The sequence below is a fragment of the Microcystis sp. M_OC_Ca_00000000_C217Col genome (assembly GCF_007095585.1).
Lineage (GTDB): Bacteria > Cyanobacteriota > Cyanobacteriia > Cyanobacteriales > Microcystaceae > Microcystis > Microcystis panniformis.
Window position 1 is genome coordinate 1 of the sequence record NZ_SFBV01000264.1, and the last position, 17,871, is coordinate 17,871.

General features: G+C 44.5%; 9 protein-coding genes and 1 pseudogene. 7 read left to right on the forward strand and 3 right to left on the reverse strand.

Features of this window, described 5'->3' with window-relative positions; genetic code table 11:
• Positions 1 to 99: 99 nt before the first annotated feature.
• The 3 genes from EWV66_RS16315 to EWV66_RS16325 form a co-directional block, all read right to left on the reverse strand.
• Positions 100 to 876, reverse strand: a complete 777-nt coding sequence (locus EWV66_RS16315) for a substrate-binding domain-containing protein (RefSeq protein WP_284525954.1) — start codon at positions 874 to 876, stop codon at positions 100 to 102.
• Between the two features lie 20 nt (positions 877 to 896).
• A complete protein-coding gene (locus EWV66_RS16320) occupies positions 897 to 1,994 on the reverse strand; it encodes a sulfate ABC transporter substrate-binding protein (RefSeq protein ID WP_052275282.1) in 1,098 nt (365 codons plus the stop codon).
• Between the two features lie 108 nt (positions 1,995 to 2,102).
• Positions 2,103 to 2,777 (reverse strand): cadmium resistance transporter, encoded by a 675-nt coding sequence (locus EWV66_RS16325; RefSeq protein WP_052275283.1) that lies wholly within the window; start codon positions 2,775 to 2,777, stop codon positions 2,103 to 2,105.
• 336 nt (positions 2,778 to 3,113) lie between these two features.
• Here EWV66_RS16325 and EWV66_RS16330 point away from each other — a divergent pair, with 336 nt between their 5' ends.
• From EWV66_RS16330 to EWV66_RS16360, 7 genes and pseudogenes are all read left to right on the forward strand, one after another.
• Positions 3,114 to 4,376, forward strand: a complete 1,263-nt coding sequence (locus tag EWV66_RS16330; RefSeq protein WP_287108244.1) for a sulfonate ABC transporter substrate-binding protein — start codon at positions 3,114 to 3,116, stop codon at positions 4,374 to 4,376.
• Positions 4,377 to 4,388: 12 nt separating this feature from the next.
• A pseudogene (locus tag EWV66_RS16335) lies at positions 4,389 to 4,457 on the forward strand (thiol-disulfide oxidoreductase); the annotation flags it as partial.
• Between the two features lie 722 nt (positions 4,458 to 5,179).
• Positions 5,180 to 9,736: a hypothetical protein gene (locus tag EWV66_RS16340; RefSeq protein ID WP_287116011.1), complete on the forward strand. Its 4,557-nt coding sequence runs from the start codon at positions 5,180 to 5,182 to the stop codon at positions 9,734 to 9,736.
• Complete coding sequence (locus tag EWV66_RS16345) at positions 9,729 to 9,923, forward strand: hypothetical protein (RefSeq protein WP_052275287.1); 195 nt, start codon at positions 9,729 to 9,731, stop codon at positions 9,921 to 9,923. Before EWV66_RS16340 ends, EWV66_RS16345 begins: the two co-directional genes overlap by 8 nt.
• Positions 9,924 to 9,970: 47 nt before the next feature.
• Positions 9,971 to 12,331, forward strand: coding sequence for a tail fiber domain-containing protein (locus EWV66_RS16350; RefSeq protein ID WP_287108238.1), 2,361 nt, complete (start codon positions 9,971 to 9,973; stop codon positions 12,329 to 12,331).
• 123 nt (positions 12,332 to 12,454) lie between these two features.
• Positions 12,455 to 15,457, forward strand: coding sequence for a DUF6603 domain-containing protein (locus EWV66_RS16355; RefSeq protein WP_287108236.1), 3,003 nt, complete (start codon positions 12,455 to 12,457; stop codon positions 15,455 to 15,457).
• Between the two features lie 360 nt (positions 15,458 to 15,817).
• Positions 15,818 to 17,710, forward strand: coding sequence for a hypothetical protein (locus EWV66_RS16360; RefSeq protein WP_287108235.1), 1,893 nt, complete (start codon positions 15,818 to 15,820; stop codon positions 17,708 to 17,710).
• The last annotated feature ends 161 nt before the right edge of the window (positions 17,711 to 17,871 follow it).

Below are 17,871 nucleotides of genomic sequence, written 5' to 3' on the forward strand. Positions count from 1 at the left end.
ATAGATGATTTCCTGACCTAAGATCACATTTTATTCTTTTTTCCACTTCAATCTAAGAATTGAGAAAAAAGCAAAACCTTATATTATACCATAAAAAAATTATGCAAGAGGTCTATTATAGATATTGCGGAGAACGTTATCGATGGGAACCGGTTTGACGCATTTTCCTTCATTGTTTTCGATCGCCACCAAGTTCAATCGATCTTGGTTCTGCATATAGAAAGAGATGCCTAAATAGGCAAGCGCGGATGGATTGCCGATCACCCCCTGCACGAGCGCGTTTTGATTGCGGTTCGGGGTGAAATCCGTACGGCTATTTCTCCGTTTTCCCGTAATCGCTTGGGTGAAATAATCGAAGGTTCCCGTATCGGAAGGCGGGGCGAAAAGTAATAATCTCTCGTCGGGAAATTTGGGATTAATCTGTTTCCAACTGGTAATCCTGCCCTCCGCTTTCGTGTTCCACATTTTATCGAGTTCTTTAATCGTTAAACACTTGGCGAATTGATTTTTTTTATTGACGATCACCGCCAATCCGTCGATCGCCATCGGTAATTCCAGAAATTCCACACCGTTTTCCCGACATTTCTCGATCTCTTCTTTCCGGATCACCCGCGATGCCCCGGCAATGTCGAGATTTCCGGCGCAGAACTTACTAAAACCGCCCCCGGTTCCACTGGTGGCGACGCTTACCCGCGCTTCGGGATGGATTCTCTGATATTCTTCGGCAACGGCGAGGGAGAGGGCGAAACCCACCGCACCACCGTCGATCGAGACTGGTGCTTCTTTCTCGGCCGAGTCGGCCGGGCGACCGCAACCGGCGATCAAATTACTGGCCATCAGAAGGGAGATTAGGAAAAAATAATGAGAGAATTTCATAGATTAAAGCGGGAAAAATGTTAGGAAGCCGACTGGTTTTTAATCTGCTCGAAGATGCCGTTATTGGCCAGAAATTCCTTTTCGATCAACGTCCAACCCCCGAGATCTTGGGCGTTGAAAAGGGTCTTGATCGGCGGGAATTGTAATCCTTCATCCTTGGCCACGAAGGGATTGACCGAGCGATAGCCCAATTTGGCGAATTCCTGTTGTGCCGGCTCGGAATAGAGGAAATTCACAAAGGCCTCGGCCACCTCTTGCGTGCCGTGTTTATCGACATTTCTATCCACCACCGCCACGGGATTATCGATCGAGATATTGACCGAAGGGACGAAGTAACTGATGTCGGGTTGATTTCTTGCCGCTAGAATTACCTCGTTTTCGTAGGTGACTAAAACATCCCCCTTTCCCTCTTGGAAAAAGGCATTGCTGGCTTCCCGTGCGTCCCTCGCTAGGGTGGGAATCTTTTCATAGACTTGGCGGACAAAATCCAATGCCTGTGCTGGTTCGCCCCCCGTTTGCGTCACCGAACCCCAGAGGGCTAATAACTGCCAAATAGCGATCCCGGAAGTTTTCGGATCGGCGGATAGAACTGTAACGTCCTCTCTAGCCAGATCCGCCCAGGATTGGATATTTTTCGGATTTCCCGCCCGCGTCACAATCGCCGCAACCGATTGACTCACCACTCCCCTTCTCGGAACCCGATCTTCCCAACCGCGATGGATTAACCCCGCGTCGGCGATGCGCGTCACGTCTAGAGGTAGGGCTAGATGTACCACGTCCGCCTCTTGTTTCCCTGCGATCTCGCGTAGCGAGCGCTTTGCGTTCACGTCATCGGCCTGGGCCAGGGAACCGCCGTAACTGCGCTGGAAAATGACTTTTTGGTTATGCTCTTTCCGCCATTTCTCGACGAATTTCGGGATAATCTGGTCGTGGGCGGCTTTCGTGACCGAGAAGGAAACGAGATTCAGTTTCACCTCCGGTTTTGAGCCGATTCCCCCGCAGGAGGCGAGGGCGAGACTTGCCAACAGTCCCACTAACAGGAAGGAAAGGAAGCTCCTCCCCGATAAGGAACGAAAGGGACGAAACAGCGATCGAATTGGCAACAGTGATACATTCATCGGGATTTTCTCGATAAGGTTGCTCTAAACCAACTAATTTTTATTCTCTCTTCCTGAATTTTGACTCCCGTGGGAGCCGGAGATTGGCGATTTTTACGGGGGCCTAATTTACCCGATGGGAATCAACAGGCGATAGGAACCGTTATCGAGAATAATCCGTAGGCCCAACCACATCAGCACAAAAGGGAAAAGCTTACTGGCATAACGGCTGAGGACAACTGCGATCCCCGGTTGGCGGGTTAGATGATAGGAGAGAAATAACCAAGTACAGACGATTAGATAGCAGATCGGGATGATTACGGCTAACTGCGCCACGGTACTATTGGCGAATAGGGGAATATAGATACCGAGATTATTGCCGCCATTGGATATCGTGACCGCGGAAACTTTATAGGTTTGGCGATCTCTGAGGACTTGACCGAGGGATAGTCTGCGGGAGGCGAACCCATGAAATTGGGCATTTCTTCGCAAATTCACCTTGCGATCTGCGCTTTCCCTCTCGTTATCGCGATTTAAAGTCACTAAATTTCTCACACCGATGAGGATCGGCAGGATTCCGAGAAGACCGATATAAATCGGCGGGATGATTAGGCCGAGGAGAAAACCCAGCAAGCTAACCGATACTAAGGCCGTAAACCCGACTAGCTCGCCTACGACAACGTGAACCGGGCGAAAGGTACGATTTACCTCGCTAAAAAAGCCGGTTAGATAAATATTGTCGTCGAAGGTGGTGGCTATGCCGGTGGCCACCGCGATTTTGACGATTTCGATCAACCAATCCATCCATATTACCTCGATCTCTCAAAGGCGGGCGCAATTTTGTTTTAAAACTATATCATTTTCAATACATTTATAAATGTACTTTGTTACACAATCGAGGAGTCGTGGATTTCTATAGTATGTAGATAAGTAGGGAGGCACAATTATTTGTAGGATGGGTTAGCGGTAGCGTAACCCGTGCTGGCGTTGGGTTTCATGCTTCAACCCAACCTACGTTTATCTTATATTTAATTCCACCCACCCACTTAAAACTAATGGAACCTCTCCCGATCGAGTTGGGAAACCCTTCCTTCTTGTCTCCTTGCCCGACGATAAATCTTGTTTTCTGCGAGAAATCCCATGCTCCACCGTTCGATCAAGTGTCTCTGGAAACCGTGGCGAAATTGCCGGGGAGTTCTTCCCGCGCTGCTTTTTTTGACCAGTCTGGTCGGGAGCTTTCTCCTGGCTGGATTTTCCGACACGAACGCAAAGCGCTCGCTACGCGAGATCGCCGTCGGTCAAAATTCTCGATCCGATAACCTGATTCTCAACCTCGTCGATAGCTTTAAATTCCCCCGGAATACGACTCCCCGGCTATTGGAAACCGTGGGATTATTTATCGCTGGAATTCTCTTCTGTATCCTGATCGATCGCTGGTTCAAGCGCTCGACCCCCTCCGATATCACTCCCCTGGCCAAACAAGCCCGGCGGCTAGGAACCCTCAAGATCGGCTATCCCGAGGGCATGACCAATCTGGAAGTTCTCCGCGCCCAGGCCTTTCTGGAAAGACGCTTAAAACCCTTGGGGGTGACGGTAACGTGGACGAGTTTTCTTTCCGCTTCCTCGCTGATCGAGGCCTTGAGCAACGGAATGATCGACTTCTGTGGTGGTGGCGGTACGGCGAGTATTTTCTCGCAAGCGGCCGAACACGTCTTCGTCCGGGTAGCTAAAGAAAAATATACCGCCCCGAAAGGTCAGGCGATTCTCGTGCCTGAGGATTCGCCAATACAGACCTTGGCGGATTTAAAAGGCAAAAGAATCGCCTTCGATCGAGGTTCGAGCGCCCATTATGTCCTCATCCGCGCCCTGATGAGAGTGAATCTAGAATTAAGCGATATCGAACCGGTGTATGCGACTCAACCGGAAGCACTGGTGCTTTTCCGTCGCGGTGAGATCGACGCTTGGGTGGTGTGGGTTCCCTACTCGCCCACGGAGACGCGCACCTATCCGGGAAGATCGTTGGCCGATTTGGAGAGCATCTTCGGGGAAAACGCCTCTCTAGAAGTGCCGACCTATTATTATGCGGTTCCCGAATTGGTGCGGGATTATCCCGATGTACTGAAGGTGATTTTAGAAGAGGTGAACGAGGCGGGTGCCTGGGCGAAACAGCAGGAGTTAGAGGCGACGAGACGCTTGGCAGCCCACCACGAGATCGATCCGGCGATCGTGACTAATCTCGAACAACGGGCCTCTGAACGTGCCATTATCCCGATCGATGATCGCTCTCTGGCAGCCCTACAACACCAAGCTCATATCTTCCGAGACCTGAAGCTGATCCCCCATCGGGTCAATGTGCGCGACGGAACCTACACCCTACAGACGAAACAAAATTGGACATATTAACCAGACATCGGCATTTTGGGCATCGGTTGGATTTATGCCGCTACCAAATGGCCGATGATCGGGTTTCTAGTGGATATTATCATTAAGTACCTAGGCAAAATTATTTACACATGACGATCATTGCCCCGTAAGGGTTTTAGCTCGATCGGGCAGGTAATTAATTTTGCATGACTACTTAAGTACCTAAGCAAAATTAATTACACATTTCGATAAAGCTTTTGCCTCTTGCCTATTGCCTCTTGCCTGTCTTCACTAGGAAATTTATTTTGCATGACTACTTATTATTCTCCCTTTTTCATGAGCGCTTGTTTGCTCATTCAGCAGATGCTTATCTAGCAGCAGAATTTAAAGCATCGACAAACTTGAAATGTTTGGTTCTTCGGTTTGTCTTATGCAATGGACGGGATTGTAAGGAATGAAACCCTTATAGAGACAGGCGTTGCTGCGATTTTTGCCAATTGTTTTCGATCTAGAGCGAACTAATCAATTAAATGTTTTGCCAGATAAGGATTTAGTCTATTTATGCCCCCCATCGAACCATACCAAGTAACGAAGAGTCCAATATTGTAACAAAAAATAACAAAAAATAACAAAAAAAATGATAAAAATTTACAAAAAAAATGCCACAAGTGTTGACAAAGAAATCAAGAGTTCTTACCATTCAAAAAATAAAGAAAAAAACGAATCTTAAGGACTTCTCCAAGTGGGTTTTGCCCCTTGACATTCTGTCGCAGTATAACAGCGAAGATTGCTAAACCTCACGATTTAGGCTTCTGCTTCATTCATCCCTACATACTACAGTTATGACCACACTCCTAGTTCCGGTTTACCTTGATGCCCTCTACCTCCCGAGCCAGACGAAGGTACTGGGGGAAATGACTGATTATAGTAAGCTCCCCTACTATAAAAATAGCCAATTAGTAAATCCCGGTAGGGCTTATATTAGCGAAACTGTATTAACGGTTCCCTTGACAAAACCTGAATTAGGTCTAAAAGCAGGCATTCACCTACACTGGTCTTTACCAGATGCGCTGACTAACGGTATAGCAAGAGATGGAGAACAAGGCATCACATTTCCCCTTGTACCTAATCGCTGGCTAATTATACGACGTGGGAGCAATATAGCAGAAAAAAAATGGGTTGTAGAAAGTGATTATCTGTATCCTGAAGGTGCTACACCAGAAGATACAATTAATATCCTCTATTATCCAGCTACCAATGAGTATCAACCCTATCGTTTTCTGGGGCGTAAATTAGAATTGGGAGCATGGCGCTCAAGGCCAACAAATTCCCAATATATTCAGGAATTGTCCGCTATTGGACCCTTCGCCACAGTTGACAACTTAGACAACGAAAAAGTTGCCTTTGCTGGTTTTTATCCTAACTGTCGTAGTGTGTTCGGTTTTCATGATGGGGACTTCACCATCAATACAACCCCGCCCAAAGACCTACGATATGATGTCATTGGCTGGTATAGCGACGGCACCAAAGATTATCTTGACAAATTTATCAAAGAACAGTACCCAGACAGAGATACTTTAAGCCTTTTAGACACTCTGCAAAGTAAAGCTGGCTGGACAGTAGAAATAGGCAATAACCAAAGTTTCCCCGATCGTCTTCTTTGTCATGCTTCCCTAAGTTTTGCGCCTGGTGCTTCTGTAACTAACCCACAAGCGATTAAATTCCAAGGAACGATCGCCGTAGGAAACAACCAAGAAGAAGCCATAGCAGCTTATGTAGCTCGTCAACTGGACACAACAAATACAGAAAATCGCAAAACGATTGAGGAGCAGCTAGAAGCCTTACAAATGGGTGGGCGTTTAGTACAGCAAAATCTCGACTTTGGACCCAAGTTTCGACAAGGACTACACGAGGACAGCTTTACTGGCCAATGTAAAGAGATATCATGGCAGGTAGTGCCGGAATCTGATCCGAAAATTTCCCAGTCGGGAAGTGCCAACCCAGCAAATGCAGTGCAAGGCGAGGGAATAATGCAGGTGACATTATCCGCCGCCATCGGCGATCGCATCAGTGAAGTTAATGAAGCACAGCGTGAATACGACCAACAATTAGCAAAAGTTGGCTCAATTCGAGAACAAGTCTATGCTGATTGGTATAAGTATATGCTGGCCACTTATGTTCTTCCTGATCGGGATAAGGAGAAAAGCTTGCTAGATAGAAGCAAAATACAAACACTGGAAATATACGAAATTTTTGAGGAAACGAGTGACATGGATCTAATCAAGGCGTTTCTTGAGGGACCTCCAGAGGAAAATCAATATGGGGTAAAAGCCTTAGAGAATGCCATCAAAGCTGCTGGGGTCTTGAACTTACAGAAAAATACAGAAGGTCAAATTATCAGCGCTGCTGCTCCTAAGAATTTTTCTGGCTCCTCTTTTAACAGTGATTCAAAAGCGAGCGGACTTGCCTGGTCGATTAACAGACCTTTTGACAGTAATTCAAATGGCTCTTCTCGACTTTGTGTGATAATTTTTGCTTATGGAGTCGTGAAATGCTTATTGGGCAAGACTTTTAGGGCTATTTTGCGGATATTCTATCAGTATAGACCTCGTTTCCACACAGGCAGACTTGCTGGGTCGATTAACACACTAATTGCTGAAGTTCAGCAGTTTAACAAAGAATCCCGTTTAATTGCTCCCAAAAAATCAGTCCAAGTCACTGGCGATTCTACCTTAGTGGATGACGATATTGCCATGAAGTGTTTATCTTTCGATGGCAATCAGAATTATGAAATCTCTAATTTAGGAAATATCCAGTCCCTCTCGATGTGGGTAAACATACCAGAGGGAGTTCAGGGTTCCCTTTTAGAGGTGAGAAGTACCAGCCTTTATGTTAATTCTACTAATGGAATTAGCAGCACTTGGCAAAAAATTTACATTAACGGACAACAGGTAAACGGACCGATTAACTGGAGAGCAATTCCTAAGAATCGGTGGGTTTTCCTCCACTTAGAGGCTAATAACCCCTTTAGTCACACCGTCTATTTAATGTCTAACTCTTCCGGTAGCCATCGTTTACGGGGACGCATCGCCAGCGTTAGCTTCCACAAAAACCCCCTATCTCCGACCGCAATTGACCGGGATTACCAAGACAAAATTGGTTTGTTCCGACCATCTTACACCATCAAAATAGTTCCAGGTCCTCGCTATTGGCAGCCAAATGATCCCGTAGTTTTAATGACTGGGGAAGTCGCTAAACCGACTCGCAACCGTGACGACGAGCGTTTAAGGACAGATGGTTTGCTGCAATGTAAATTATTAACTCAGTCCATTGACTTGCAGAGCTTATCTGACAACACCTTAAATATTTTTGTCCAATTTCTCAACGAGTTTGGCAACAAACCCACGGAAAAAATTGGCTTCCGTCAATGGAAAAATCAGCCTTGGAACCCTTTCTTGTTGGAATGGCAAGTGCAATTGAAAGGGCTAAACCATAAAATAGAAAGCGAGACATACAATCAAAGCACAAACTACCCTCCTGACATCATCAAAAAGAACTATCAATTGCCAGTCGATGGCCTTGAAATTACCCCGACGGCTGCAAGCGCGAGTAATTTGGCTGATTATCCCGACCTTTACACGGGAGCTAGTTTTCTCTCTTCCTCGGCTAGTATGTTGCTCAAGGACAATCTTATAGATTACTTGACCAAGTATTTGTTGCCCGACTATTACCAAGACAAAAATATATCCCCAGACGACCAAACCGAGGACTACCTAGTCAAGAATTTTACCTCTGTCAAGGGGTGGTATGACAAGAAAAACCCCACAGCTAGTGATCCTTTTTCTACGGCGCTGCGGGCCTATCAACAACTGCAATCTCTTAACGGCTGTCTCGCCCAGAGTCTCGGCGGCTTTAGTGATGCACTACTCACCTATAGTCGGACAATTCAGTTAGATGTCAACGATAATCTACTTGCAGCAACTGGACCAGCAAAAGAATTCCTGAAAAACGTGCAGAACACTTTAGAACTTAGCTCTCGTCTCGTACCGGACAGTCTTTTGCGATCGCCTTTAACTGGATTCGATTTTAGTCCCATTCGTGTAGGAGGATTAAAGATTACTGATTTACGACTTGTGGATACCTTTGGACAGGTTAATGTCGTGCTTGACGCTAACAATCGCCGTGAGATTGTCCCTAGCCAACCCCTAACACTGCCACCAACTCTTACTAACGTATTATCATCCCATCCCATCTACCTGCCACCCCGTTTAGCCCAACCCGCCCGCTTGAATTTTCGCTGGCTATCGGCCACTCGACCACAGGGGACTCGCAGCCGTCAACAAGATCAGGAAATGAATGATACCCTCGCCACTAAACCAATCTGTGGCTGGGTTTTGCCCAACAACTTAGATAACAGCCTGACTATTTATGATGATGAGGGCAATGCTCTAGTGATGATTGACCGCACCGCTAGATTGCGCTCTGTTCCGGGACGTGATTACACTGAGCGGCAAATTAAGGACATTATTGCTGGGACTAACCCCTATCTCAAGCAAATGGTCCAGTATCTGAGAGATCAAGGACCGGCATTTATGTCCGATTTCCTCACCACTGTCAATGCAGCCTTAGAAACCATTGACCCCGAAGGATTTGCTCAAAATAAAGCCATCTCCTTGCTAGTGTCGCGACCTTTAGCTCTAGTGCGCTCACGCGTCAATCTAGATATCCAAGGCATACCCGCCGTTAGCCAGAACAGGATATCCTTCTCTGAAGACATCTTCGGCAATAAGCTGCGAACGACGGACGCTTTTGAACAGGTCAAATTCCCCATCCGTATTGGTGAATATCAGCAGTTTAACGATAGTTTAGTGGGCTACTGGATAGAAAGCGCCAATGGCACTTCTTACGCAGGAGACATTTTTTATGCTCCCCAAAGTTGCTATGTTCCCCACGAAAAGATCAAAACCCTGTTTGATGATGAAAAAGATCCCACCCCTGACACTCCCTTGAATCTGGAGCAAACCTTAGAGGAAAATACAGCCCAAACTCTAGTGATGTTAATCGACCCTCGTGGACAAGTTAACGCGACTTGTGGCATACTTCCTGCTAAGAGTATTTCTATTCCGCCGGAACAGTATTTACCTGCTTTACAAGCGATCGAAGTTACCTTTTTAGCGGCACCACTTCTGAGTGATCTTAACCCAATCAATGATCTTGATCAGATCAAGCTTTCCCTTCCTGAAGTACCCAATTATGAGTGGTCTTGGTTAGGAAAAGATGGGGATATCTGGTCAAATCGTCCCCTAGTTCCCTTTGATTCTCAGTCGGTTTACTCCAGTCCACAAAAAATCTATGATGGCTGGCTAAAATTAACCAGAAAAACAGAAACTAATGAATGAAGCCGAACAAATTTCCCTCAAATTAACTTTGGGGGAAGTCAACCAAGTTTTAGAAGCTTTGGGTACTATGCCTTACCGCCAAGTCTATCAACTGATTGGCAAAATCCAGAGACAAGGAGAAGCCCAATTACAGCAACCTGAATCAACCGATTCATGGACTCAAGAAATCCCAACTGTCAGCGAGTAAAACCCAACCACAAAAAACAATTTCTTTTTTCTCAAGGAGTAATGATCATGATTAACCCAGTTCCCCCAGAAATTCTTCAAAAGGAAAAGGCCATTAATCCTAGCAATATGACAACCCAACAGCCTTTGGTATTTCAGTTTTATTACGGACAGAGCGGCAAGGCTGACCTTATTAACACCATCTATTTAGAAGATGGCAATGAGGCCTCAAAGTTACATTTAGAGGTGTTGAATGTTAGCAAAAATATCATCGTCTTGAGCCCTGTCTTGAACTCTCCTCCCGAAAAATTAGCTACTGTTGCACAAGGAGGCGCTAATGCGGCTAGTCCGGAACGATGCCATTTTCAACTTCGTTGGCAAAAAGATTTAGGGCTTAACCCTAGTGAGATCACAATAGACAATACTAACGATTGGATCGTCAATTATAACGAAGAAGAAAACTTTTTCTCGATGTATTTTCTTCGCACAACTGAACTGACGTTACAACCAAACGAGAAGATTCAAATAAGTTTCTCGAAACTTACAGCTAATAATCGCACTGTTAAAAGCAGCAATGTTGAATTGTTGTATGGTGGAATCGGTCTAATTTCGAGCAAACCAACGGCGACAGCAACAGCAACCCCACTTAAGGAGCAAGTAAGTTCCAAAAACGCGGTTTCTGTAATCAATCATCTCCGCAAGACGCAAATTCCTTTACAATTTCGGGTCTTAGGTTCTAATGCGATTCTCAATGATGGAACTACTCAAAACACTCTGAAATTAAAGGTACTCAATTCCCCTTTATCTAATAACACGCGACCAATTCTCTCATTAGACCAAAGTTCAAAGTTTATTGTCAGCTTTGAGCAGGGAAATCATCCAGACGCACTGGTGGCAACAACTAGCCAGTTAAACGGCGTTCAAATCCAAGTAACAGATAACAATTCTTGGGCATCAGACCATACGGCAAATTCCACTCAGTGGAGTTTTACACCCAACGCATCCCTGAAGCAATTAACAGCAGGACAGGGAATCGAGCTAACAATTAGCAATTTAGTGACCAGCAGCGCTTCTGGACTAGCCTGTATATATATTGACTATCAAAACATTGGTAGCTATCCCGATGGGCGGCTAGTTATACCTATCGAAAAAACGCCACTTTTGTATAGTGGGAGCAAGGTCGGCATCGGTACTAAGACTTTTGACTGGGAGATGAGTAAACTGAAGGTTAACGGCGATATAGTTTTAGGGAAGGATAAAACAAATAAAAAATTTATATTTCACAGTCGCACAGGTGATGGTGGCGACTTTCTGCAAATCACCCATGACAAGGATAATAATGATTGGGATTGGAACCAAGGAATAACTTTACGAAGAGGTGGCAATGTCGGCATCGGTATTAAGAATCCCCAAGCTAAACTTCATGTGGATGGTGGGAATGCAGTTATCAGTGGTAGCGTCGGCATCGGTATTACGAATCCCACAGCTAAACTTCATGTGGATGGTGGGGATGCGGTTATCAGTGGCAAGGTCGGCATCGGTATTACGAATCCCGCAGCTAAACTTCATGTGGATGGTGGGGATGCGGTTATCAGTGGTAAGGTCGCTATCCGTACTACGAATCCTCAAATTGATCTAGCAATTGGTGATAATGACACGGGACTAAAGCAGCAAGGAGAGAACGAATTAGCTATTTGCACAAATGGTATAGAGCGAGTGCGAGTAACTAGAAATGGTACAGTCAGTATTGGGCCATGTGCTGGCTTCACGTCATTTGATCGATTACTCATACGAAGCACCCAATATGGCCAATTTGGAGGAACATTACGTTTGATAGGTAATGGCCCGAATTCAGAGGAGGCCAAATTGAATTTTGGCAATTATGATGAGGTTTATCTCACAGAAAATGAAGATAAAAAGTTATTGATTCATGCTGATAATCAGATTACTTTAGATAGTGATAGTGTCGGCATCGGTACTAACACTCCCAAAGCTAAGTTGGATGTTAATGGTTCTGTAAAGTTCGGTGGAAATAGCACAATTATAAACCGAATGATTTGTGGTCAAGTCTTTTACAATACTTTTAACTGGCAGTGGCAATACAGAGGGTTCGCAAAGGATGCGCGCGTCACTCAGATAGATACCGCGAGTTTTAGAATTTATTATGGGTTTACTGTGAACTATAAACAGGAGCTTATGATTTTAGCCACAACACTCGAACAGCAAGCGGATCACGTTGCTTGTGTCCGAGAGATTGAGAAGGATTGTTGTGTAATATGCACAATAAATACCAACACTCAACGCCAAAAGGAAACAAATTTTTCCTTTATGATTATTCACTTTGGTTCCCCAGCGGATTTATCTGCCTTCTTTACAGTAGAGCATAGTCGTCATCCGAGTCAGATCCCTATAGTAGATTATAAGTATTAAAGGGTAAATCCTGTAAGTCTTTACTCTGGTTTTTCTGCTTGTGTCTTTTGCTGACCAGTAGCACAACTAAGTTCTACTCAATCAAATTTGAACCATAACTCATCAACCATCCCCAACAAACCTATGACGACAAACACCGAACCTAAATTAAAAGAAGAACTGGAAAAAGGTCTCTCAACAACCTCAGATGACTCACCAGCAAAAGGTCCAAAAATAACAATTTCTATCGGGAAAGACATCGAGTTTATCTCTGAAGTTAAACCCGACGAAAAACCAAGTACAGGTAAAACCATTGTCGCCTATACAGCTTACAAAGAAGAAAAAGAGGAACCCTTCAGTATCACCCTCAATGATTTGATGGCAACCCTAGACGAAAGGATAGCTGACTTGTTACCAAAGGGACTCAAGGATAAATCCATCAATTTCAAAAATGTGATGGTGATTTACCGGAAAGAAGAGAAAACAAGTAAAGGAGAATGGCTGTTTGTCCTAGATTTAGATATCGCCACCAAGATCAAATTAAAATCTCTGCCCGTAGTGGGTGATTTAATCTCCGATGAAGTCGGTAAAGAAGAATTAGTTCCATCCCTGCGACTTGTCGTTGCTTCTAAAGCCTTTACCATCAAAGAAATTCGCGTTTTAAACGACAAAATCCCTGACAAAGACGACGAAGAAGAAGAGGAAGAAAAAGAAAAACTCATCCCCCCACTACCGGTTCCCAAAAAAGAGGGTGAAGAAGAAGGAACCAAAATCTCTGTTCGTAAAGGTTTAAGCTTATCAGGTAAATTGGGATTACCCGATGCTGCTAAGATTTTGAGCTTGTCGATGAGTCCACAAGAAGAAGAAGAAGAAAAACAAGAATTAGCTCCTGGTGGAAAAGAAGAAGAAGGTGATGTCACCAACAGTAAGTTAGCCGTTTGGTTTGATATAGACAAAACCTTCGGACCGTTTTCACTTAAACAAATTGGCTTCCGATATGACGAAGAAGAAGACGAGACAGCAAAAATAGCCATCCTCATTGATGCTGCCATCAAAATCTCTGGTTTGACCCTCTCTTGCGACGATTTAGGAGTCAAGATTGCCTTAGACGACTTAAAGCCATCCTTGACAATATCGGGACTTGGCATAGAGTACAAAAATTCAACTGTTGAAATAAGCGGAGCCTTACTGCGTTCCGAAAAAGAAAAATACACAGAATATCTGGGTTTAGCCAGCATCAAATTTAATCTAGCAGGTAAAAGTTTTGGTGTCAGTGCCATCGGTGCCTATGCCTACTACGACGGTAAACCCTCCCTATTTCTATATGCCGTTCTTCACGTCACTATAGTAGTTGATCCCTCCTTCATTATCACGGGATTTGCTCTGGGTTTCGGCTACAACCGCGATCTGAAAGTACCTTCCATCGACAAGTTACTAAAATTTCCCCTAGTTGCCGAAGCGGTAGAACCCAGCGACAGTAAATTTTCCGATGATAGTGAACTGATTACCAAAAAACTGGGCCAGATGGATGAATATATGCCCATATCCATCGGCTCCGGCTTTGTCGCCATCGGACTCAAGTTTACCTGCTTCAAGATGTTAGACTGCTTTGCGCTGCTAACCGTCGCCATTGGGGAAGATTTCGAGATCAACCTGTTGGGAATTGCCAAGATGAAAATTCCCACTCCGGCAAAAGACTCGAAAAATACAAGCTGTATTCTCAATATGACGATGCTCCTACGAGCCAGATTTTCTCTGAGTGAAGGAGTAATCTCCATAGAAGGTCAATTAGCCTCAGATTGCTATCTCTTATCCCCAGATTGTCGCTTAACTGGTGGCTTTGCCGTCTGTCTCTGGGTTTCTGGTCCTCATGCCGGTGATTTTGTCATTACTTTAGGTGGTTATCACCCCTTATTCAAAAAACCTGCCCACTATCCTACAGTCCCTCGTCTAGGCTTCCACTGGAAAGTAGGGAATTGCCTATCCCTCAAGGGAGAAAAATACTTTGCTCTGTGCGCTCATGCCATCATGGCCGGTGGCCGACTAGAAGCCAATTTCAAACTTGGTAAACTGTGGGCTAACTTTGTCGCTGAGGCTCATTTCCTCATCTCTTGGAAACCCTACTACTACGAAATCCTAGTACAAGTGAGGATTCAAGCTGGCTATGGAATACTTGGACCGGTTAGTTTAGGGGTGCAACTCCATATTTGGGGTCCAGAATTTGCCGGTACAGCCACATTTAGAATTATCTTCGTCAAAGTCACTGTGGAATTTGGCGATCAATCTTCTCGCTTACCAGAGCCTATCGATTGGGAAAGTTTCCAAAGTTCCTTCTTACCCCCTGCGAAATCAACAGCACAAGGTTCATCAACAGCTGCAGACGTTTGTAGTGTTGTTGTCAATCAAGGAGTCACCAAACAACTCTCACCAGCAACAACCAAAGAAGTCGCCTTTGTCGTCAATCCCAAAGAGTTAGAGCTAGTAGTTAATTCTGCTATCCCCAGCAAGAAAGCATCTTACCAAAAAAATACCCAAGATACCGAACCTCTCCGTTTTAAAGGTAAAAAGGCGAAGACCAATTTTGGCGTTCGTTCCATGGGCATTAAAAAGGATCAACTCGACAGCAGCTACAACATCAAAATTACCCGGAAGACAAAGGCAGGAAACTCGCAACTCGTTGATCAGAACCAGTTCCGATTTATCTCCATAACTCAAGATGTGCCAACCGCACTTTGGGGCGATGCTAAGGTTAAAGTTGTTAAAGTCAAGGGTCAAGACTCAGAACGAATTCTTCTCCCTGAAGCTAACGATCAGCAATTTGTCGAGGACGTCCTCTCCGGTTTCCGGATTGTTCCTCAAATCAAGGAAGATGTCTGTAGCACCAATATTATTGATGTCGAGAAATTGCAACACGATACCACCGCCATAAATGAGGTTTACGCTTGGCAAAAAACGACGGCTTTTTCTGGGGTTTCTACCGACAATGAAGCTCGAACTACAGCCATCAAAAACAACATTGTTAGTGCCAATACTCAGAATAAGCGCAACAATCTGCTCGAATCTCTCGGCTTTAATCTAGCCGATGATGTTAAATTAACCGATTCGGTGGCTAATTCTTTTGTCACTGCACCCCAGGTTAAAGCGTAATTCAATTAGGGGAGGTAAGCAGTTACGCATTTAAACCGGGTATTAACGTAAGTTGCTAGTTACAAATTTTGTCTATGATTTCTAGGTTCGATCCCCCCTAGCCCCCCTTGAAAAGGGGGGAACCAGACTCAAAGTCCCCCTTTTTAAGGGGGATTTAGGGGGATCGAACTAGCGAAGCTTATAACTAGCAACTTGGGTTATTAGAGTATGAGGAAACCCGTAACTCCTCCCCTCTCCCCCCCCTCTTATACCAAATCTGATCAGGATTTTCAGGATTTGAAGATTTTCAGGATGCTCAATCCACAATCCACAATCCAAAATCCAAAATCGCCATAATCCACAATCCACAATCAATTAATCATGTCCACATCAACAGTTAAAGTTCAATTCATCCAACATCGCCAACCTCCCCTAGATAGTGGTACTTACACAGTCGAGGTTGAACAAAAAGTTAAAACCGAAGGCTCCAACAAAATACCTGAGCAGACATTCAGTAAAGAGCTTACCTTTTATGTAGATGGCCACCGTTTTGCTCCCCTAACTCCTGATGTCATTTATGCCGTTTTTCCCCCTGCGGGAAACTTGGGCGAGTATTCTAATGCCTTGCCCCATATCATCCTCAAACGCGGTACTCTGCCTTGGGAGCGTACTATCAAATCAACAGATCCTGATCTCCCTTGGTTAGCTCTCCTTCTGTTTCAGGAATCAGAAAAACCTGAACCACAAATGATTAAATTAAAGGAGCTAAAAGCAACTTCTGGTAATACTAAATTCCCCACATTTATAGACGAGCCGGGGCAAAATGATGAAGATGTGGTTACGGTAATTGATGTCCCTAAAAACATTTTAGAAAAGATTCTTCCTCCAGAAAAAGATCTGACTCTCCTTGCGTCTGTTAACCAAATAACCAACGAGAACGATAAACCTCTCAGCGAACCTTTAGCCACTATTTTAGGCAACCGTTTACCCAAGAAAGGGGAAGTAAGTACCGTTCATTTAGTCGCCCTTGAAGAACGCTATGATAAGGATTCTGGAGAATTTGACTATCAAGGTGCAGGACCTAAAGATTTCATCCGTTTAGTTAGTCTTGCTAGTTGGAGTTTTACCTGTGTTAATAGTAAGCACAATTTCGATGCCCTGCTCAAAGAAATTGATCGCGAACCCGATACCCTCAGACTTCCCTCCCAAAACAATCATCCAGCGAAGCAATACCTAGATTTAGGTTATGTACCTCTCCACCACGCTCTGCGACAAGGAGATAAAACAATTTCTTGGTATCATAGTCCTTTAAGTACAGGCCAAAGCCAAGATAAGCTAACCGATACTGTTGCTATAGCTGATCAATTGATGCGTTATGATCCTAATACGGGTATGTTTGATGTTTCCTACGCTATGGCTTGGCAGTTAGGACGAATGCTGACCCTACAAAATCAATCCTTGGCTGTTGAGATTTTTAACTGGAAACGCTCTAAAGCTCAAGATTTACATCAGATAAAGCAACAAGTGCTGCACCTACCTTTCAAAGGCACAACTGAAACTAACGGGGATATACCAACAGCGATCGCCAATTGGTTCCAAGATTTAGAATTACTCAAAAACGTTCCTTTTAACTATCTGGTTCCCGATACACGGTTACTTCCCCCCGAATCTATGCGCTTCTTTTGGATAGACTCTTATTGGGTTGACTGCTTACAAGATGGGGCTTTTAGTGTCGGACGAGTTACGAAAGAAGACTTACAATTAGATGTTATTCGCAGTTTACCCCGAAGCAAAACCCAGTCTGATAAAACTATTACTGGCTTTTTATTAAATTCAGAAGTAGTATCCGGTTGGCCCGGTTTAGAAATAGAAGGTTACGTCAATCCCGTAACTGGAATCGATTTTGTCGCACCAGAGAATAAACTAACCATACTCCGAAGAGATCTGCTATCAGATAATATCTTACTCTGTTTTTTTGCCGGGGAAGTTAAAACCCTTGACCTTTCAATTAAGGGATCATCCGTTAATTGTGGTGTAGATCCGATTAAAAAAGGAACTAAGATTACTAAAGGACTACGAAACCTCGACGGTAGTCAAACCGACGAGAAAATAGATGTTCCCTTCCGCAATCAAGATCTAGGAGTAATTAATATTGAGGAAATGACCAACAGGCTCAAAGAAGGGTTAAAATCTCCCGATAATTTCACTTCTGCTCAATTTGCAGCCACCATGATTGAGGGATCGCCCAAAGTTAGATTTGTCGCACGGGGTTAGAGTTGTTGGGTAATGTCTTTGGGCTTTTGGGAAATCAAAAAGTACCGTATGTGGGAGTGTCGGGGGGAAAATCCCTGGACTTTTTCCCTGAAAATTAGGTAATTGACCCCCTCAAAATCGGTAAAACCCTACACCCCACACCCTACCCCCATGACAATCTT

What these genes read in the sequence shown, in the direction of transcription:
- EWV66_RS16355 (WP_287108236.1), top strand. Translation starts at nt 12,455, where the DNA reads ATGACGACAAACACCGAACCTAAATTAAAAGAAGAACTGGAAAAAGGT.
- EWV66_RS16320 (WP_052275282.1), bottom strand. Translation starts at nt 1,994, where the DNA reads ATGAATGTATCACTGTTGCCAATTCGATCGCTGTTTCGTCCCTTTCGT.
- EWV66_RS16325 (WP_052275283.1), bottom strand. Translation starts at nt 2,777, where the DNA reads ATGGATTGGTTGATCGAAATCGTCAAAATCGCGGTGGCCACCGGCATA.
- EWV66_RS16340 (WP_287116011.1), top strand. Translation starts at nt 5,180, where the DNA reads ATGACCACACTCCTAGTTCCGGTTTACCTTGATGCCCTCTACCTCCCG.
- EWV66_RS16360 (WP_287108235.1), top strand. Translation starts at nt 15,818, where the DNA reads ATGTCCACATCAACAGTTAAAGTTCAATTCATCCAACATCGCCAACCT.
- EWV66_RS16330 (WP_287108244.1), top strand. Translation starts at nt 3,114, where the DNA reads ATGCTCCACCGTTCGATCAAGTGTCTCTGGAAACCGTGGCGAAATTGC.
- EWV66_RS16350 (WP_287108238.1), top strand. Translation starts at nt 9,971, where the DNA reads ATGATTAACCCAGTTCCCCCAGAAATTCTTCAAAAGGAAAAGGCCATT.
- EWV66_RS16345 (WP_052275287.1), top strand. Translation starts at nt 9,729, where the DNA reads ATGAATGAAGCCGAACAAATTTCCCTCAAATTAACTTTGGGGGAAGTC.
- EWV66_RS16315 (WP_284525954.1), bottom strand. Translation starts at nt 876, where the DNA reads ATGAAATTCTCTCATTATTTTTTCCTAATCTCCCTTCTGATGGCCAGT.